Origin of the sequence: Micromonospora rhizosphaerae (genome assembly GCF_900091465.1) — a bacterium.
Classification (GTDB): domain Bacteria; phylum Actinomycetota; class Actinomycetes; order Mycobacteriales; family Micromonosporaceae; genus Micromonospora; species Micromonospora rhizosphaerae.
In genome coordinates this window covers 4,041,617-4,060,240 of record NZ_FMHV01000002.1, presented here as the reverse complement: position 1 = coordinate 4,060,240, position 18,624 = coordinate 4,041,617, and the positions used below count along the sequence as shown (strand labels likewise).

The window sequence follows — 18,624 nt, the reverse complement described above, 5'->3', positions numbered from 1 at the left end:
CGCGCCGTGGATCCGAGGCGACCCGAATGGAGGTCGTCACATCGCGCCGAATGGCTGTTGCGCTTTGGCCGCTCCGCGCGATGAAGCACCCGTAGGACCCATACGACGAGTGCAGCGCGGGCCGGACGGGACAACGCCGGGAGAATGTGAAAACCACCCCAAGTTGACCTTGACCGTTGCTATCGCCACAAGACGGTGGTTGACTGCTGCACCATGCCAAAGCGCAGGATCAGCGATAGGTCGGTATTTTCGTGAAACATAACGCCGTGTCCATAGTGCAATCGGCGGATCAACGCCGTGTGACATGGCGGCAGCGCGCGGCGCGCTGGCTGGATCCGACGGTCGCCCAGTGGTCCGTCGCACCGCAGGAGGCACCCCCACCCCCTCCCCCGGCCGTCGAGGAACCCCCGGCCGGCCCGTGGCCGGTGATCTGCGAACAGTTCGCGATGCGGATCCTCGCCTCGGCGTACCAGATGGGCGCCCACCTGGAGGCCGTCGAGGCCGACGAGCAGGACCCCGAACGCCTGGAGCGGCTCTACCGCATCGACCACGCGAACACCCGGATCCGGCGGCACGCGGAGAACCTGCAGGTCCTGCTGGGCCGCCGGGTCGAGGACGCCGACTCACAGACCGTCACCCTGGTCGACGTCATCCGGGCCGCCACGTCGGCCGTCGAGCACTACCCGCGCATCCGGGTCGGACACGTCGTGGACCTGGCGGTGGTCGAGTTCGCCGCCGACGACGTGATCCGGGTGCTCACCGAGCTGCTGGACAACGCCACCCGCTTCTCGCCACCCACGTCGACGGTGATCGTGTCGGCGTACATCACCGAGGACGGCAGTGTCCTGCTGCGCGTCGAGGACGCGGGCGTAGGCATCCACCCCGACCACCTGCCGACCCTCAACGCCATGCTCGCCGGCCAGACGCCCATGCCGGCCACCGTGGATCCCGCGACCCACCTGGGTCTGGCGGTCGTTGCCCACCTGGCCGTCGCGCACCGCCTGCGGGTCACCCTCACCAACCGGCCCTCGGGCGGAACGACGGCGACCGTGCTCGTACCCGGCGAGCTGGTTTGCGAGACCGCACCCTCGGCGGGCCTGACCCCCGCCGGCCCCGCCGCGCCCGAGCCGCCGGCGGCCTGGCCGCCCCCGCAGCCGCCCAACGGGGGCGGGGTCCACCCATGGAGTACGCAGATGGCCTCGGCCCGCGACAGCGCCGACTCGCCCACCGTCCGCCTGGCCACCATCGCCCCTCAGCCGACGGTCGAGCAGCAACCGGCAGATCACGCCCGGTCAGCCGGGCCAGCTGGGCTGCCCCGCCGGGTTCCGGAAAGCGTCCGCGCGGACAACCCCATCGCCGGCGCGCACCAGCCCGGCGCGACAGGTCAGCACCGAACCTCGCCCGACGACAGATCCTCTCCCCAGGTCTGGCCGGACGAGACGGCGGCGTTCGCCGCCGGCATCAGCGACGCCCAGGCAACCACCGACGAAGGACAGCTGCGATGACCCACGGTTTCCCCGGCAACGGCACGGCGACGACGGGCCAGGGAGTGCCGGACTGCGCCTGGCTGATCCGCCAGTTCGCCGACGACGTACCCGGTGTCACGCACGCGCTGATCGTGTCGCTGGACGGCCTGCAGCTCGCCGCCTCCCGCGGAGTCAACCGCGACCTGGGCGACCAGCTCGCCGCACTCACCGCGGGCCTGCTCAGCATGGCCGACCGGAGCGCGGGCCTGCTGGACCTCGGCACCTCCGAGTACCTGACGGTGCGGCTGCCGCGCGGGCACCTGCTGTTCATGCGCGTCGGAGAGTCGGCGGGGCTGGCGGTGGCCGCCGCTTCCGGGTGTGACCTGCGGGTCGTGTCCTACCGGATGACCCAGTTCGTCACCGCGGTGTGGCATGCCCTGACCCCGCAGATCCGCCACGAACTGCATCGACTGACCGCCAGCCAGCCGCACTGAAGCGGCCGGAGTCAAGGAAGCTGATCATGCCGATGACGTACTGGAAGGTGCGGCCCTACGTGCTGACGGCGGGTCGCACGCGTACCCGGCAACCGCTGCTGGTGCACACCCTGGTGTCGGTGCCCTACTACGACGCGGTCTTCGCCTCGGGGCTGCTGCCGGAAGCCCGGTCACTGTACGAGCACGCCCGACGGGCCCGGTCCGTCGCCGAGCTCTCGGCGGTGTGCGGGATGTCGCTGGGCGTGACCCGGGTCGTCGTCGACGACCTCGCCGCCACCGACCGCCTGATGATCCACACCGACGCTCACCTGCTCGACTTCCGCCTCCTGGAGAGACTGCGCGATGGCCTCCGCAAGCTTGCCTGAGAGCCCGCTGCTGACGTCAGCGAAGATCGTCATCGCCGGTGGCTTCGGGGTCGGCAAGACCACCTGCGTCCAGTCCATCTCCGAGATTCCGCCGATCAACACCGAAGCCTGGATGACCGCCGCCAGCGAGACGGTGGACCGGCTCGATCCGGGAATCGACAAGACGACCACGACGGTCGCGATGGACTTCGGTCGGTTGACGATCGGCCCCGACCTGGTGCTGTACTTGTTCGGCACGCCCGGCCAGCCTCGCTTCTGGCCGATGTGGGACGACCTGTGCCGGGGGGCGGTCGGGGCGCTGGTGCTGGCCGACACCCGGCAGCTGATGGACTCCTTTCCGGCCGTCAACTACTTCGAGCAGGACAGCGACGTGCCCTTCGTGGTCTGCGTGAACGTCTTCGACGGCGTGCTGCACCACCCGCTGGAGGACGTCCGCGCCGCGCTCGCGCTGCCCGCCGACGTACCGCTGATCGCCTGCGACGCCCGCGACCCGTCGTCGGTGGCCCGCGCGCTGCTGGCGGTGGTGGAACACGCCATGACCCGCACCGCCCGGCCCGTCGCCGGCGCGCTCGCGGCCCGATAGCTCAACCTGGAGGAAGCAGATGCGCAAGATTCTGATCATCGGGGCCGGGCAGTCCGGACTGCAGCTCGGGCTGAGCCTGCTCACCGAGGGCTACGACGTGACCATCATGTCCGCCCGCACCCCGGACGAGATCCGCCGAGGCTGGGTGATGAGCACCCAGGCGATGTTCGCCAAGGCGCTGGACACTGAGCGCCGGTACGGGCTGGACCTGTGGCAGGAGCAGGCACCCCGGATCGAGGGCCTGCACGTGTCGTTGTCCGCCCCACCGGGCGAGCGGGCGCTGCGGATCCCCTGCCCGCTGGACGAGCCGGCGCAGAGCACCGATCAGCGGCTGAAGATGGCGACCTGGTTGGAGCTGTTCGAGCAGCGGGGTGGGACGGTGCACTACCAGGGGGTGACCACCGCCGACCTGGACGGGCTGACCCGACTCGGCCGGTACGACCTGACCATCGTGGCCGCCGGCAAGGGTGACCTGGTGGGCTGCTTCGACCGGGACCCGGAACTGTCGATGTACAGCGCGCCGCAGCGGGGGCTGGCCGTCGCCTACGTGCACGGCATGACGCCGGACCCGCTGCTGCCGGTGCCGCACGTCAGTTTCAACGCCGTGCCGGGGCTGGGCGAGCTCTTCGTCATTCCCGCGCTGACCCTCTCCGGGCCGTGCGAGATCCTGTTCTGGGAGACGGTGCCCGGCGGGCCGCTCGACCTGTGGACCGAGCGGCGGGACCCGGCCGAGCACCTCAAGCTGACCCTCGACCTGGCCCGCCGCTACACGCCGTGGATCTACGAACGATGCACGGGCGTCGAGCTGACCGACGGGCGGGCCACCCTGTCCGGCCGGTACACGCCGACCGTACGTCGCCCGGTGGCCGAACTGCCCTCGGGCGGTGTCGTCCTCGGCATGGCGGACGTGGTGGTGGCCAACGATCCGATCACCGGTCAGGGCAGCAACACCGCCGCCAAGTGCGCCTACTCCTACCTGCGGTCCATCCTGGAGCGCGGCGACCAGCCGTTCGACCGGGAGTGGATGGAACAGACCTTCGAGCGGTTCTGGACGGGTGCCGGGCAGGCGGTCACCGCGTGGACCAACGCGATGCTTCAGCCGTTGCCGCCGCACGTGCAGCAGATCCTCGGCGCCGCCGCGGAGAATCCGACCATCGCCCGGCGCTTCGCCAACGGCTTCAGCGACCCGAACGACCTGACGGACTGGTTCATGACGCCGGAGGGCACCGACCGCTACCTGGCCTCGGTTGCCGCCGGCTGACGTCCGTCCAGCCGGGCCTCGTGGGCCGGCATCTGGCCAGAAGACTGGCTGGATGCCGGCCCTTGGCGAAGGTTTTTTACACCTCCACGCGGCCCATCGCAACCCATTGACAGGGCGGCCCGCCGGGACAAGGGTGACCCCTTGAGCCCACCCCCCCGAACGGAGGCCCCATGCCCCGATCACAAGCGCCGATGGGCAGGCGGATCCTGCTCAGCACCGCGCTGGTCGGCGCCGCGACGCTCGTGCCGGTCGGCCCTGCGCCCGCGGCGAACCCGACGCCCGACACCAGACAGCAGCAGTACGCGGCCGCGGCCGCGAAGTACGGCGTCCCCGAGTCCGTCCTGCTCGCCGTCTCGTACCTGGAGTCCCGCTGGGACACCAACGCCGGCACCCCCAGCACCAGCGCGGGGTACGGCCCGATGCACCTCACCGACGCCGACTACGTCCGTAGCCTGCCGGCCTCGGAGCACTACGACGAGGAGGACCCGCGCGGCGACGCCTCCCGCCGATCCATCGTCGCCGACCATCCCAAGGCTGCCCCGCCGGCCGAGGCGGCGCTGCAGACCCTCGACGCCGCCGCTCGGTTGACCGGCGCGAGCAAGCAGGCGTTGCGGACCGACGCGGTGACCAACATCCGCGGTGGCGCCGCACTGCTCGCGTCGTACCAGCAGGAACTCGGGGCCCCGGTCGGCGCCGGCACCGATCCCGGAGCCTGGTACGGCTCGGTCGCCCGTTACTCGGGCGCGGACGACAAGCACACCGCCGCCGTCTTCGCCAACCAGGTCTTCGCGACGATCCGGAGTGGCGCGGGTCGGCTCACCGACGACGGCGATCGCGTCGCGCTCGCCCCACGCAGCGTCACTCCCCAGCAGGCGTGGCTCGACCGGCTGGGGCTGCGCACGGTAGCCCGGGCCGACGACGTGGAATGCCCGGACGAGATCGGCTGCGAGTGGATCCCGGCGCCGTACGAGCAGTACGGCCCCGGCATGTTCGACTACGGCAACCACGACCTGGGTAACCGCCCGACGCAGCAGAAGATCGAGTACATCGTCATCCACGACACCGAGGAGACCTACGCCCGGACGCTGGAGTTGGTGCAGGACCCGGAGTACGTGAGCTGGCACTACACCATGCGCTCCGTCGACGGCCACACGGCGCAGCACGTGAAGACGAAGGACGTCGCCTGGCAGGCCGGCAACTGGTACGTCAACGCGAAGTCCGTCGGCATCGAGCACGAGGGCTTCGCCGCCCAGGGCACCTGGTACACCGAGGCGATGTACCGCACGTCGGCCAAGCTGGTGCGCTACCTGGCGGAAAAGCTGGACATCCCGCTGGACCGGCAGCACATCATCGGTCACGACAACGTGCCCGGCACCGTCGCTGGCACCGTGGCCGGCATGCACTGGGATCCGGGCCCGTACTGGGACTGGGCGCACTACTTCGACCTGTTGCAGGCGCCGTTCTCCGGCACCGGCCGGGCGGACGACGGACTGGTCATCATCGACCCGGACTTCGCCAGCAACAAGCCGGCCTTCACCGGGTGCAAGAAGGACAAGAACCCCTGCCCGGCTCGGGGTTCCTCGGCCGTGATCCTGCACAGCGCGCCCAGCGAGGACGCACCACTGGTCACCGACCTCGGCCTGCATCCGGACGGTTCGCCATCCACGATGTACATCTCCGACCACGGGGCGCGCGCGTCAGCGGGTCAGACGTACGCCGTCGCGGACCGGCAGGGCGACTGGACCGCCATCTGGTATCTCGGCCAGAAGGCGTGGTTCTACAACCCCGCCAAGGCGCCGAGCGCCAAGTGGGCCAGCGGGCTCGTCGTCACCCCGAAGCCGGGCAGGGCGACGATCCCCGTGTACGGGCGGGCCTACCCGGAGGCGGCGGCCTACCCGGCGGACGTGCCGTACCAGACCATCAGCCCGCTGCAGTACACGCTGTCGGCCGGTCAGCGCTACGCGGTCGGCGGCGTCCGGCCGAGCGAATTCTACAAGGCCTGGACAATTGACGGGTCGTCGCCGGGCGACTGGACGGTGATCCGCGGCGAGATGCAGTACGTGCAGATCCAGTTCGGCCACCGGATCATGTTCGTCAACTCCGACGACGTGGACATCCTGCCCTCGGCGGTGGGTGCGCCCAACTGAGTCCCCGGGCGAACGTGCCCCCTCTCCGCGTCGAGAGGGGGCACGTTCCCGCCCCTGGCACGGCAGACTGGGCCGGTGGACTCGGAGCGGAAAGCAATCCTCGGGGTGGACCTGCCGGTGGTCGCGGCGCCGATGGCGGGCGGGCCCACCACCACCCGACTCGTCGCGGCGGCGGGCGCCTGCGGCGCGTTCGCCTTCCTCGCGGCCGGCTACAAGCCGCCGGAGGCGGTGGCGGACGAGATCGCGGCAGCGCGGGCCGCCGACGGCTCGTTCGGGGTCAACGTCTTCGTGCCCGCTCCGGTGCCCGTCAGCGAGGCGGAGTTCCGCCGCTACGCCGCCCGGATCGCGGACGAGGGAACCCGGTACGGACTCGATCTGGCCGCCGCCGCGCGGATCGAGGACGACGATCACTGGGCCGACAAGATCGACCTGCTGGTACGGGATCCCGTACCGGTGGTCAGCTTCACCTTCGGCCTACCATCGGCGGCCGTCGTCCGCGACCTGCGGCGGGCCGGCAGCCGCGTTCTGGTGACGGTCACCGACCCGACGGAGGCCGGGCTCGCGGCGGAGCTCGGGGTGGACGGCCTGGTCGCCCAGAGCGCGTACGCCGGCGGCCACTTCGGCACCTTCACCCCCGCCGCTCCCCCACCGGCCCGACCCCTGGCGGAGCTGGTCGGCCTGGTCCGCGGCCGTACCGGGTTGCCCGTCCTCGCCGCCGGCGGCGTGGGTGGCGGCGACGACGTCCGGACGGCGCTCGCCGCCGGTGCCACCGCCGTCATGGTCGGCACGCTCCTGCTGTGCGCCGACGAGAGCGGCACGAGCAGTACCCACCGCGAGGCGCTCGCCGACCCGCGACGGGACCGGACGGTGGTGACCCGGGCCTTCACCGGGCGGCCGGCCCGTGGACTCCGCAACGACTTCATCGACCGGTACGAGGGGGACGCGCCGCTGGGCTATCCCGCGCTGCACCACCTGACCCGGCCGCTGCGGAAGGCCGCGGCCGAGGCCGGCGACGCCGATCGGGTGCACCTCTGGGCCGGCACCGGCTACCGGGCCGCCCGCGCGGCTCCGGCAGCCGAGATCATCGACGAGCTGACCCGGGCGCTCTGAAGCGTTCAAGTTGGCACCAGCGCCGGACAGGCGACGCCTGCCGCGCAGAGGATCAGCCGTTGAGGACGGCGACGAACTCTGCGACGTAGCGCAGGTCGCCGGCGCGGGCGAGTATGGCGGTGATCGGCCCGTCGAGCACGTTGCCAGCGATGAAGTCGCCGTATCGTGGGTCGGTGATGCCGAGCAGCTCCGGTGACAGCAGCACCACTTGCCCGTCCCAAGAGACCGTGGGAATTGGCTCGTAGGGGGTGTGGTGGTCGACGTGCCCGACACGGGTGGCTGCGAGGTAATCAGCCAGGCGGTCCAGGTCGCGGATACGCAGTGGGCTGCCGTCGACGCGGCATTTGACGAGGTGGTGCCAAAACCGGTACGCGGCGTCCTCCGAGACCGGTGTCCGGTTGGCGCCCTCCTGCTCCTCGATGTTGAGCCCCACCGACTGGCAACCCGGCAGACCGGTGAAGAAGTCAACGAGAGCGTCCGCGTCGTCAATGGTCTCCGGCGTGACGACGCAGATCACCGAGTACGCCAGACCGGCGTCGTGCAAGGTCTGCATCCCGCGAAGAGCCCGGATGACCGTTGAGTTGCCGGCCCGGTCGAGGCGGTTGCGGTTCAGGGAGCCGGGCCCGTCGATGCTGACGCCGATGCCGAACTCGTAGGTGGCGAACAGCTCGCACCGCTGGCTAAGCAGCGTGGCGTTCGTCTGGATCTCGTGACGCACCCGTCCGACTCTCCGCAGCGTTTCGAACGGGGTCAGCAGATCCCGGAACATGCCGATGGGCGTAGCAGTGGGTTCGCCGCCGTGCCACACGACGCTCACGGGACAGTCGCTGTCCTGGCGCTCAATCGACCCGGCGCACGCCTGCGCGACGGGGACGGTCATGAGGCGGCGGGACCTGCGGTCGGGCAGGTAGCAGTAGGTGCAGTCGAGGTTGCAGAAGCTGGTCGGCTGCACGACCAGGGTGTGGAAGGTTCTCGCGATCGCCGGTGAACCGTTCGCTCTGATGACGCCGATGCCGTTCACGGTGACGTCTCCTCGCCCTAAATGCCCCCGACCGTGGTGACCCGGTAGGAGCGGGTGTGCCGGGCGGGCCAGCTGAGGAACCGGTCGAACATATCGGCGGCGCTGCCCGTCTCACTGGGGTTAAGCCGGTGCAGATCGTCGATCGCGTCATGCAGGCATCCGGCCAGGTAGAGGAACAGGCTCACGGGGGTGTCCTGGTACTCGGCGAGGAGAACGAGTTTTGCCGCCCCGCAGGGCCACGGCTGCCCGCACCGGCGGCACAGCCACAGCGGGCGCAACGGCAGATGCTCCACGGGCTCCCCCGCGATCGGATACCCCAAGACGCGGCGCTGCTCCCCCGTCATCGGCGATCGGTCTCTCGGGCCTGCTGCTCGAACAGCCGGCGCCACACGTGGGTGAGCAACGGCGGATCAGCGGGCCGCGCCTGCTGCCGCGCGGGAACGTGCGTAACGGGTTCAGATTGCCAGGACTGGTCGGCCGACGCGTGGCGCGAGACGTACACCGTCATGCTGGCACCCCCAACCGAGCCGGTGAGCGGTGGGCTCGCCGGGGGAAAGGCAAGCCCACCGCCGCACCGCGGCGGCTGGGAGCAGGCCGCCGGTCACCCGCCCACGCAGCCCTCAAGGCAGTACGCAGGCGAGGAAGACTCAACCAGCGCGACAGATCGCTGCATGGCGGTCCGGACCAGCGACCAAGGCCGTACTCCGGTGTGCCGGTCATCGATCCCTCCATCTGCGACTCCCTGCCAGGCGTTCGGACACCGGCATCGACATGCGCCGGTGATCTGATGTGAACTGAACGTAGGGGCGACCTACATGGAGGACCGGGAAAATCTGTACCGGGTCCGGTGGCCATCAGCGGGCAAGATGATGTTGTGCGAGGCATGACGGACGACATGACGCTCGGCCAGCGCGTCGCCTTCTATCGGCGCCGCCGAGGACTGTCGCAGGAGGTGCTGGCCGGCCTGGTCGGCAAGACCCACGAATGGCTCCGCAAGGTCGAGACGAACCGCGCCGACCTGGACCGCCTCTCGGTTATCCGCGCGATCGCCAAGGCTCTCGATGTTTCCCTCGGAGACCTGATCGGCGCACCCAGCCTGTTCGAATGGTCCGACGAATCAGGGCGCGAGACCATCCCCGCGCTGCGAGCCGCGCTCCACGATTACCGGCACCTCGCGCCCGCGCTGGCAAATCCGACCGCCGTCGAGGCCCCCGCGCTGGAAGAGATCGAGAACGACGTCGCCGAGATCTGGAACGCCTACCAGCACTCGCGCTACGGCACCCTCGCCCGCCGCCTCCCCTATCTCATCCACGACTGCCTCACCGCCACGGAGGCCTACGACGGGGACGACGGCCAACGCGCCCACGCGATGACCGCCTACACCCACCAGCTCGCCGCGCTCTTCCTCACCAAGCTCGGCGAAGGCGACCTCGCCTGGACCGCCGCCAGCCGAGGACTCGCGGCAGCCAACGCCAGCAACGACCATGTGACCATCGGCTCACTCAGCCGCTCCGCAGCGCACTCACTCGTTTCCATCGGCGAGTACACCCAGGCCCTGGGCCTTGCCGCCACGGCGGCGCAGTTCCTCGAACCGCGGCTCGCCAGGCCCACACCGCAGCTGCTGTCGGTCTACGGCAGCCTGCACCTGGTCTGCGCGCTCGCTGCCGCCCGTGACGACGACCGCGCCTCCGCCGACACCCACATCAACGAGGCGGACGCGGCAGCAACCCGGCTCGGCGCCGACGGCAACCACCTGTGGACCGCTTTCGGGCCAACCAACGTGGCGATCCACAAGACGACCGTCGCCATGGAACTCGGTGACGTGCAGCGCTCCATCGCCATCGGCGCCCCGCTCGACACCACCGCACTTCCGATCGAGCGCCAGGTTCGTCACGCCATCGAGACCGCGCGAGCCCTCGCCCGATGGAACCGCATCGACGACGCCCTCGCCGCTCTCCTGGACGCCGAGACCATCGGCCCCGACCAGGTGCGCTACCACCAACTGTCCCGCGACCTCGTACGGGAGATCCTCACCCGCCCCCGACCACCCCGCCTGGCCGTCGAACTCAGCGAACGCATGGGCGTCCGGCCAGGAGCCCCATGCTGGTAGCCGACTCAGACCAGCCGGCTCGTGTAGCCCGCCGCCACCAGGCGCCCGAAGGCCGCCCGCACCTCGTCCGGCATCTCCTGCGGGATCGCGAAACCGCGGTCCGCGTACACGTCGATCCGCTGCGTGTCGCCGACCAGCATGTCCACCACCCGCCGATGGTCGCCGATGCTGCTCACGTAGTCGTCAAGCCCCAGGGGATTCGACGCGCACACCACATCGACCTCCGGCCAGATCTGCCTGCAAGTGGCATAGGCCCGGCGCTGCTGATACGGCCGCGACATAATCAGCACCGAGCGCACCGAGATCCGTTGCTCAGCCAACAGCTGGCGCGAGTACTCAAGATTCTGGGCGGTGTTCGTCGCGCGCGGCTCGACGAGGATCGACTCCGCAGGCACGCCATGCTCGACCGCGTGCTCTCGGTAGTGCACCGCCTCACCACGCGGGAAGGTCTCCACCGTCGTCGGCGCGTTCGCACCGGTGAACACGATCCGCGGGAACAAACCCTTGTGGAATAAGCGCGTCGCGATCACTGCGACGCCGAGGTCATGACTGCCCAACCCAATCCCCACGTCGCACGGGCGCAACCCGTGATGCATGTCGTGGTAACGCCACAGCGTCGCCACGTCAGCCCGAATCTCGTCGGGGATCATCTCGGCCGATGCAGCCGCACGCCGGTTCATCAACGCCCACCACCCAGGGCCTGTCTCCGGATCCCCTCATCGGACCTTCCCAGGACCGCTAAACCTGCCTTCGCCTCCAGAGAAACGACGGCAGCGACCGGCTCGTCCCGTTCACTCGGGTAGACGACCTCACCCTCTCGCACGCACGCACCCAGCAGTCCGGGCAGCACGGCGGACATTGGGAGTTTGGCTGGAGTGGAGTAGGTCCGGCCCGCTCTGGGTTCCCTCATGCGGCAAGCGTAGGGGTACCAAGGCCGTAGGGCGATGCTGACTCCACACAACCGGTCTTAGCTCGAGGTCCACGTAGTCACACAATCAAAGGTGACGGGTAGACGTTATTTGTATCACCAGTGAGTTGCGGCCGGGTGGGACACCTATCGGCGGCAGATCAGGGGAGTTATTGCTCATTTGGCCGCAGCCACCCCTCTGCCAGCATATTGATGTCAATTTGAATAGTTGCGGCTACAGGCTAGGGCGGTACCAGTCAACGGGTGGCCTGTTCCAGGAGTTCGAGCAGGTGGCGGTACGGCTGACCGGTCGCCCGGGCCATGCCGATCTCGCAGGTCCGGTTCACCGAGGCGTACCCGTCGAAGTGCCGCCGGGACACCGAGCGGGCCTCCTCCGAGGTGGCGGAGGCGGTCAGCTCGGGGTGCAGCAGGCCGCGGTCGCCGGCGAAGCCGCAGCACTGCCAGCCCTCCGGCACCACGACCTCGTCGGCGATCGCCCGGGCCACGGTGAGCAGCGCCTCGTCGAGCCCCAGGCGGGTGGACGAGCAGGTGGGGTGCAGGGCGAGTGAGGCGAGCCGGCGGCGGACGGTCAGCTTGGGCAGCAGCTCGGTGGCGGCGTACGCGACGGCGTCGACGACCCGCACGACGTCGCCACCGTCCGCGACCAGTCGCGCGAAGCCCTCCGTGCAGGACGCCGCGTCGCTGACCACCGGCAGCGCCCCGTCGCGGCTGGCCTCCCGCAGCGTCGGCGGCACCCGGTCGCGGACCGCCTGGTAGCCGTCGGTGAGGCCCTTGGAGGACCACGGGGTGCCGCAGCAGAGGTCGGCGACGGCGTCGGGGACGAGCAGGCGTACCCCGGCGCGCTCGGCGAGGGCCATCAGCGCGGCGGCCGCGCCGGGGCCGCCATCGGCGGGGGCGAACAGGGTGCCCAGGCAGGACGGGACGAACACCGCGTCCGGTTCGGTGATCGGGCGGGGACGGCGGACGCTGCCGCCCTTCGGCAGGTCACGCCGCCACTGTGGGACCCGATCGGGGCCGAGGACGGCGCGGGCGGCCCGGGTGGCGGCCTCGGGCAGCGCGGGCGGGAGGCTACTGGCCAGGTCCAACCCGCGGGCCATCCCGCGGGTGGCGGCGCCCCACCGCGCGGCGGCACCCCGCCAGCCGGACTGTGCCACCCTGCCGTTCCGCTCGGTGCGCAGGCGTTTCACCAGGTCGCCGGTGTTGATGAGCACCGGGCAGGCGGTGGCGCACATGCCGTCGACGGCGCAGGTGTCGACGGCGTCGTAGTCGTAGTCCTCCTGCAGTTCGCGGGCCAGCCGCGCGTTGCCGTCAGCCTGCGCGGCGGCGATCTCCCGGCGCAGCACGATGCGCTGTCGCGGCGTGGTGGTCAGATCCCGGCTGGGGCAGACCGGTTCGCAGTAGCCGCACTCGACGCAGCGGTCCACCTCGGGCTCGACGGTCGGCACGGTCTTGAGGTGCCGCAGGTGGATGTCGGGGTCGTCGCTGAGCAGCACACCGGGGTTGAGGACGCCGTCGGGGTCGCAGAGCGTCTTCAGCTCGCGCATGACGTCGTAGAGTTCGTCGCCGAACTGCCGGCGGACGTACGGCGCCATCACCCGGCCGGTGCCGTGCTCGGCCTTGAGGGTGCCGCCGTGGGCGAGGACGGCGTCGACCATCTCCTCGGTGAAGGTGGCGTAGCGCTCCGGCGCCTCGCCGCCGGAGAACCGCTCGTTGAGCATGAAGTGCAGGTTGCCGTCCTTGGCGTGGCCGAAGATGACGCTCTCCTCGTAGCGGTGCCGGGTGAAGAGGTCGGAGAGTTCGGCGCAGGTGTCGGCGAGGGCGGCCACCGGAACGGCGATGTCCTCCAGCAGGGCCGTGGTGCCGGAGGGACGGGCGCCGGCGACGGCCGCGTACAGACCCTTGCGGATGTGCCAGAGCGCCGCCCGGGCCGCCGCCTCACCGCTGAGCCGGGCCGGGCTGGACAGCGGCAGGTCGGCGAGGACGGGCCGGGCCGCCGCCACCCGCTCGGCGAGCACGTCGGGATCCGACTCCTGCCACTCGACCAGCAGCGCGGCGTGCTCCCGGACGGCCAGGCCGCGCAGCGCGGCGTCCGCCTGCGGGTCGAGCTGGGCGACCCGCAGCGCCGCGGCGTCGAGCAGCTCGATGGCCGCCGGGCCGGCGGCCACCAGCGCCGGCATCGCGGCCATCGCCTGCCCCAGGGTGTCGAAGACGAGCAGGCCGGTCGCGGCGTGCCGGGGCACCGGTACGGTGCGGAAGGTCGCCGCGGCGACGAAGGCGAGCGTGCCCTCGCTGCCGACCACGAGCCGGGTCAGCAGGTCGCTCGGCGAGTCGTGGTCGAGGAACGCGTTCACCCCGTAGCCCATGGTGTTCTTCATGGCGTACTGGGCCCGGATGCGGCGCACCGACTCGGGGTTGCCGCGTACCCGGTCGCGCAGCGCCAGCAGGCCGGCGTGCAGCTCGGGCTCGGTGGCGCGCAGCCGCTCGTCGGCGTCCGGGGCGCCGGTGTCGAGGATCGTCCCGCTGGGCAGCACCAGCAGCAGCGACTCCAGCGTCCGGTAGGTGTTGAACTCGGTGCCGCAGGTCATCCCGCTGGAGTTGTTGGCGACGACGCCGCCGATCGTGCAGGCGGACTCGCTGGCCGGATCGGGGCCGAGCTTGCGACCGTACGGGGCGAGCCGGTTGTTCACCTGCCGCAGGACGACCCCGGGCTGCACCCGGACCCGCCGGCCCTCGTCGAGGACCTCCAGCTCGCGGAAGTTGCGACGGGTGTCGACGAGCAGCTGGTCGGTGACCCCCTGACCGCTGAGGCTGGTGCCGCCCGACCGGAAGGTCAGTGGCGTACCGGTTTGCCTGCTGTGCCGCAGCAGCGCCGAGACCTGCTCGGCGTCGGCCGGGGTGACCACCGCGCGGGGGTGCAGCAGATAGTGCGACGCGTCGTGCGCCAGCCGCAGCCGGTCGGTGGCGCGGGTCCGCACGGCGCCCGGGAGGGCCGCTTCGAGTGCCGCCAGCGCCGGATCGGCCGGAGCGCCCCCGGTGCGGCTCATCCGAGGCGCCGTCCGGTGCGTGGCGCTGGTGATCTCTGACTTCATGTCGCACCTCCCCGAGTGACAGCGTAGCGGCGGACCGGCGAACCCTCCTCCGATGATCGTTGCCCCTTGCGAAGCAATCGACCATGGTAGATACTCGCCGCCACAGCGTTCGCCACGGCCACCCCCGTCGATGCGACACCCGTGACGACTCCTGGGAGCCGACCCCCGCGGCCCTCACCCTCAAGGAGGAGACAGTGAGAATCCGACCCACCCCCGGCTGGTTCGCCCCGCTACTCGCCGCGACCGTCGGCCTGGTCGCCGCCGGCGCCTTCACCGCGCCGGCCACCGCCGCCCCGCCGAGCTACGACGCCAGCCAACTCGCCCAGGCCGACGACGCGGTGCAGGCGTCGGGTGTGGAGGGCATCGCCTGGCGGGTGGACGCCGCGTCCGGTCGCGTCGTGGTGACCGCCGACGACACCGTCTCCGCCGCCGAGATCTCGACCATCAAGAAGAGCGCCGGCCGCAACGCCGGCGCGATCCGGATCGAACGGGCCCGCGGCGTCTTCCGTCCGCTGCTCTCCGCCGGTGACGCCATCTACGGCGGTGGCTACCGCTGCTCGCTCGGCTTCAACGTGGTCAAGGCCGGCACCTACTACTTCCTGACCGCCGGGCACTGCGGCGACGTGGCCAACACCTGGTACACCAACTCCAGCCACACCACGCTCATCGGCCCGACCATCGGCTCCAGCTTCCCCGGCAACGACTACGCGCTGGTCCGCTACGACAACGCGTCGCTGAGCCACCCCGGCGGCTACACCGCCGCGAACGCCTTTGTCGGCGAGTCGGTCAAGCGGACCGGGTCGACCACCGGCACCCACAGCGGCACCGTGACCGCCCTCAACGTCACGGTCCGCTACGTCGGCAGCGGCACCGTCAAGGGCATGATCCAGACCACCGTGTGCGCCGAGCCCGGCGACTCCGGCGGCCCGCTCTACGACGGCACCAAGGCGCTCGGCATCACCTCCGGCGGCAGTGGCGACTGTCGCTCCGGTGGCACGACGTTCTACCAGCCCGTCACCGAGGCGGCCAGCGCGTACGGCGTGACGGTCTACTGATCCGCGGCCCGGTCGCCCCGGCGCGTTGCCGGGGCGACCGGCCGCTGTCAGGCGTTTTTGCGGCCGACGGCGCAGTACTCCGAGGTGGGGGTGGTGTCGTTGCCGTTTGGCCGCCACTGGGAGCAGGTGACCAGGCCGGGTCCGAGCAGTTCCAGACCCTCGAAGAAGCGGGCGATCTCCCGCGGGCTCCGTACGCTCATCTGCGCGGAGCCGCCGTCGTTCCACATCGCCAGTGCCCGGTCGACCGCCTCCGCGTTGACCTCCCGCGTGGGATGCGAGACGACCAGGTAGCTGCCGGCGGGCACGGCGTCGACCAGCCGCCGCACGATCCGAACCGCCTCGTCGTCGTCGACGATGAAGTTCATGATGCCGAGCAGCATGATGGCGATCGGCTGCGAAAAGTCCAACGTGCGGCGGGCCTCCGCCAGGATCCGCTCCGGGTCGCGCACGTCTGCGTCGATGTAGTCGGTCGCGCCCTGCGGGGTGCTGGTCAACAGCGCCCGGGCCTGCACGAGGACCATTGGGTCGTTGTCCACGTAGACCACCCGGGACTCCGGCGCGGCGGCCTGGGCGACCTCGTGGGTGTTGTTCGCGGGCAGCCCGGTGCCGATGTCGAGGAACTGCCGGATGCCGAGGTCACCGGCGAAATGACGGACCGCGCGGCCGAGGAATTCGCGGTTGAACCGGGCCGACTGGACGAGTTCCGGCATGAAGGCGAGGACCTGCTCGGCGGCCTGCCGGTCGGCGGCGAAGTTGTCCTTGCCGCCGAGGAGCAGCGACTAGTGGTTGCTTTCCTTTCTAGGGCTGTCGGCAATTGGCTGTCGTGGGTAGCGTGTATCGGATCGGCGAGTTCGCCAAGCGGGTGGGCCGCTCGGTGAGTACGGTGCGCCGGTGGGAGGCGGAGGGTCGGATCGCGGTCCGTCGTCTGCCGTCGGGGCAGCGGTACTTCGACGATTCTGATGTGCGCCGGGTGCTGCAGCCGGGCTTCGACGCCGACCGGCGGAAGGTCGTGGTGTACTGCCGGGTGTCGTCGCCGGGTCGGAAGGCTGACCTGGCCTTGCAGGTGGCGGCGATGCAGCAGTTCTGCCTTGCTCGCGGTGTGGCGGTGGACGAGTGGGTCAGCGAGGTCGGCGGCGGGATGAACCTGCGCAGTAAGTAGTTCCTGGCGTTGATGGACGCGGTCGGCCGGGGGGGTTGGCATGCTGGTGGTGGCGCACGAGGACAGGCTGGCCCGGTTCGGCTTCGACTTGCTGGAGCACGTGGCGGCATGTGGCGGTTGCGAGATCGTCGTCGCCGATCAGGAGTCACTGTCCTCACAGCAGGAACTGGTGGAGGACTTGTTGGCGATCGTGCACGCCTTCTCGTGCCGCCTGTACGGTCTGCGCCGCCACGAGAAGGAGCTCCAAGGGGCGGACCTGACCGTGGGGGATGACCGGTGAAGGTCACCCGCATCGCCTACTCGTCCCGGATGAACCCAGGTAAGTACGCCGCCCTGGCGGAGCAGGCCCGCCGGTTGGGTTGGGTGCGCAGCGAGGTGTGGCAGCGGCATGGCTCGATCAACGGTGTCGGGGCCGGACTGACCGACCGGCAGGTGCGCGACCGCTGGCTGGCTGACGGCACGCACGTGCGGTTCGCGGTGTTGGCGAATGCGTGGAAGGAAACCGTCCGCGACGCCATGGCCGACATCGCCGCGAACGTGGCGGCGGCCAAGGTCGACGTCCGGCGGGCGATCATCCGACGCACGAGCGCTCCGGTCGAGCGCAAGCGAATGTTCACCGCGCTGAAGGCCGACCAGTGGGCCATTGATCCGTTCCTGTCTCGGCAGATGCGCAAGCACTGCAAGCGTGGCCACAACCGCACGCACGATCAGATCATCGTGCGCGCCGACCAGCACAACAGCGTTACCGACGCGCGCGGCCGATTATGGCTGGCGGTCCCGGGCCTCGAACGCCGCAAGATGGTCAAGATCCCGCTGTCGTCGGCCGTCGCCCCGACGGGCACGCTGCGGCTGATCCTGCGCGGCGGCCGGGTCGAGGTGCACTACCAAGTCGACGCGTCGCAGATGCGGTCGTCGCAGCGGCCCTGCGGACAGCGGGCAATCGGCGTGGACAAGGGCTACACGGAGGCGCTGACGGACTCCGACGGTACCCACCACGGCACCCGCCTCGGCCAACTGTTGAGCAGCGAGTCGGACCGGTTGAAGGAGCGTAACCGGCGGCGGGCGAAGCTGCGCTCGATAGCGAACACCGCCGCCCTCCGCGGTGACCACGCGAAAGCGCACCGGATCAAGGCCAACAACCTCGGGACGGTGAAGCGGGACCGGCAGGCCGCCCGACATCGGGCGCGGGTGCGTACGGAGATCTTCACCGCCGTGCACGAGGTCGTGGACAAGGCCGCCACCGTGATCGCCGAAGACCTCACCAAACGCTTCACCGGCCGCAAGACGCTGGGCAAGAACGTCAACCGGCGTCTCGCCGCGTGGACCAAAGGAGTCACCGCCGAGGCCCTGACAAACGTGTCGGAGCGCAGAGGTTCTGCGCTCGTGCCCGTCAACGCCGCCTACACCTCACAAACCTGTCACCAATGCGGCCGGTTCGGCCGACGCAGCGGGGACCGGCTTCACTGCACCCGGTGCGGGGTGGTGTGGCAGGCCGACGTGAACGCCGCGATCAACATCCTGCACCGAGCAGGCGACCCCGACATCGCCCTGCACACCCCACACCACGCGGTGAAGCAGATCCTGCAGGACAGGACCGATCGCCACCGGACCAGACTGCCGGTCCAGGACTCCAGCCCGGCAACAGCCGAGCGGAGAGCGAATCATCCGAACCGCTCAACCATGAGCAAGTAGTAGGAAGCAGGTAGTTCCACAGCCGGTGTCCATTGCGTCCGCGCGTCCTGCCGCGGCTTGGAGGGATGCCCGTCACCGACGCTCCTCTGTGCCTAGTGGATCCGGCACAGCCTAGGTCGCTCGGCGCACCCACAGCAACGCCCC

The 18,624-nt window shown here is 70.4% G+C and carries 16 protein-coding genes and 1 pseudogene; 11 read left to right on the top strand and 6 right to left on the bottom strand.

The genetic code is table 11. From position 1 onward, the window contains the following. Positions 1-299: 299 nt before the first annotated feature. From GA0070624_RS19045 to GA0070624_RS19015, 7 genes are all read left to right on the top strand, one after another. A complete protein-coding gene (locus GA0070624_RS19045) occupies positions 300-1,505 on the top strand; it encodes a sensor histidine kinase (protein ID WP_141715079.1) in 1,206 nt (401 codons plus the stop codon). Further along, complete coding sequence (locus GA0070624_RS19040; protein WP_091342945.1) at positions 1,502-1,960, top strand: roadblock/LC7 domain-containing protein; 459 nt, start codon at positions 1,502-1,504, stop codon at positions 1,958-1,960. The genes GA0070624_RS19045 and GA0070624_RS19040 overlap by 4 nt, the downstream gene beginning before the upstream one ends. Before the next feature lie 26 nt (positions 1,961-1,986). Next, complete coding sequence (locus tag GA0070624_RS19035) at positions 1,987-2,325, top strand: DUF742 domain-containing protein (RefSeq protein WP_091342942.1); 339 nt, start codon at positions 1,987-1,989, stop codon at positions 2,323-2,325. Next, the gene (locus GA0070624_RS19030; protein WP_176731773.1) at positions 2,303-2,908 is read left to right on the top strand and encodes a GTP-binding protein; all 606 of its coding nucleotides are present in this window, start codon (positions 2,303-2,305) and stop codon (positions 2,906-2,908) included. Before GA0070624_RS19035 ends, GA0070624_RS19030 begins: the two co-directional genes overlap by 23 nt. A 19-nt stretch (positions 2,909-2,927) precedes the next feature. Then, the gene (locus GA0070624_RS19025; RefSeq protein ID WP_091342939.1) at positions 2,928-4,169 is read left to right on the top strand and encodes a styrene monooxygenase/indole monooxygenase family protein; all 1,242 of its coding nucleotides are present in this window, start codon (positions 2,928-2,930) and stop codon (positions 4,167-4,169) included. 170 nt (positions 4,170-4,339) lie between these two features. After that, on the top strand, positions 4,340-6,316 hold the full coding sequence (locus GA0070624_RS19020; protein WP_091342937.1) for an N-acetylmuramoyl-L-alanine amidase: 1,977 nt from the start codon (positions 4,340-4,342) through the stop codon (positions 6,314-6,316). Between the two features lie 75 nt (positions 6,317-6,391). Next, positions 6,392-7,426: a nitronate monooxygenase gene (locus GA0070624_RS19015; protein WP_245718873.1), complete on the top strand. Its 1,035-nt coding sequence runs from the start codon at positions 6,392-6,394 to the stop codon at positions 7,424-7,426. A 52-nt stretch (positions 7,427-7,478) separates the two neighbouring features. Here the strand turns inward: GA0070624_RS19015 and amcB are convergent, their stop codons facing one another. From amcB to amcA, 3 genes are read right to left on the bottom strand one after another with little or no spacing between them, the layout of a single operon-like run. Continuing rightward, positions 7,479-8,447 carry a cyclophane-forming radical SAM peptide maturase AmcB gene (amcB, locus tag GA0070624_RS19010; RefSeq protein WP_091342935.1) on the bottom strand — a complete coding sequence of 323 codons (969 nt, stop codon included), beginning with the start codon at positions 8,445-8,447 and terminating at the stop codon, positions 7,479-7,481. A 17-nt stretch (positions 8,448-8,464) separates the two neighbouring features. Continuing rightward, on the bottom strand, positions 8,465-8,791 hold the full coding sequence (locus GA0070624_RS19005; protein ID WP_091342933.1) for a hypothetical protein: 327 nt from the start codon (positions 8,789-8,791) through the stop codon (positions 8,465-8,467). Continuing rightward, on the bottom strand, positions 8,788-8,955 hold the full coding sequence (gene amcA, locus GA0070624_RS34855; protein WP_176731772.1) for a multiple cyclophane-containing RiPP AmcA: 168 nt from the start codon (positions 8,953-8,955) through the stop codon (positions 8,788-8,790). The genes GA0070624_RS19005 and amcA overlap by 4 nt, the downstream gene beginning before the upstream one ends. Positions 8,956-9,330: 375 nt before the next feature. On the opposite strand from amcA, the gene GA0070624_RS19000 reads away from it, so the two are divergent. After that, entirely contained in the window at positions 9,331-10,557 is a 1,227-nt protein-coding gene (locus GA0070624_RS19000) for a helix-turn-helix domain-containing protein (protein ID WP_176731771.1), read from the top strand. Positions 10,558-10,562: 5 nt separating this feature from the next. On the opposite strand, the gene GA0070624_RS18995 is transcribed toward GA0070624_RS19000, so the two are convergent. Further along, entirely contained in the window at positions 10,563-11,237 is a 675-nt protein-coding gene (locus tag GA0070624_RS18995; RefSeq protein ID WP_091349072.1) for a YdcF family protein, read from the bottom strand. Between the two features lie 484 nt (positions 11,238-11,721). After that, positions 11,722-14,574 carry an FAD-binding and (Fe-S)-binding domain-containing protein gene (locus GA0070624_RS18990; RefSeq protein ID WP_245718872.1) on the bottom strand — a complete coding sequence of 951 codons (2,853 nt, stop codon included), beginning with the start codon at positions 14,572-14,574 and terminating at the stop codon, positions 11,722-11,724. Between the two features lie 194 nt (positions 14,575-14,768). Here GA0070624_RS18990 and GA0070624_RS18985 point away from each other — a divergent pair, with 194 nt between their 5' ends. Further along, the gene (locus tag GA0070624_RS18985) at positions 14,769-15,629 is read left to right on the top strand and encodes a S1 family peptidase (protein ID WP_245718871.1); all 861 of its coding nucleotides are present in this window, start codon (positions 14,769-14,771) and stop codon (positions 15,627-15,629) included. Positions 15,630-15,676: 47 nt separating this feature from the next. Here GA0070624_RS18985 and GA0070624_RS18980 read toward each other — a convergent pair whose 3' ends face one another. Continuing rightward, positions 15,677-16,405, bottom strand: a complete 729-nt coding sequence (locus GA0070624_RS18980) for an SAM-dependent methyltransferase (protein WP_091342929.1) — start codon at positions 16,403-16,405, stop codon at positions 15,677-15,679. 47 nt (positions 16,406-16,452) lie between these two features. On the opposite strand from GA0070624_RS18980, the pseudogene GA0070624_RS18975 reads away from it, so the two are divergent. After that, positions 16,453-17,068, top strand: a pseudogene (locus GA0070624_RS18975) (IS607 family transposase). Further along, positions 17,065-18,480: an RNA-guided endonuclease TnpB family protein gene (locus GA0070624_RS18970; protein ID WP_091342927.1), complete on the top strand. Its 1,416-nt coding sequence runs from the start codon at positions 17,065-17,067 to the stop codon at positions 18,478-18,480. Before GA0070624_RS18975 ends, GA0070624_RS18970 begins: the two are co-directional and overlap by 4 nt. Positions 18,481-18,624: the final 144 nt, after the last annotated feature.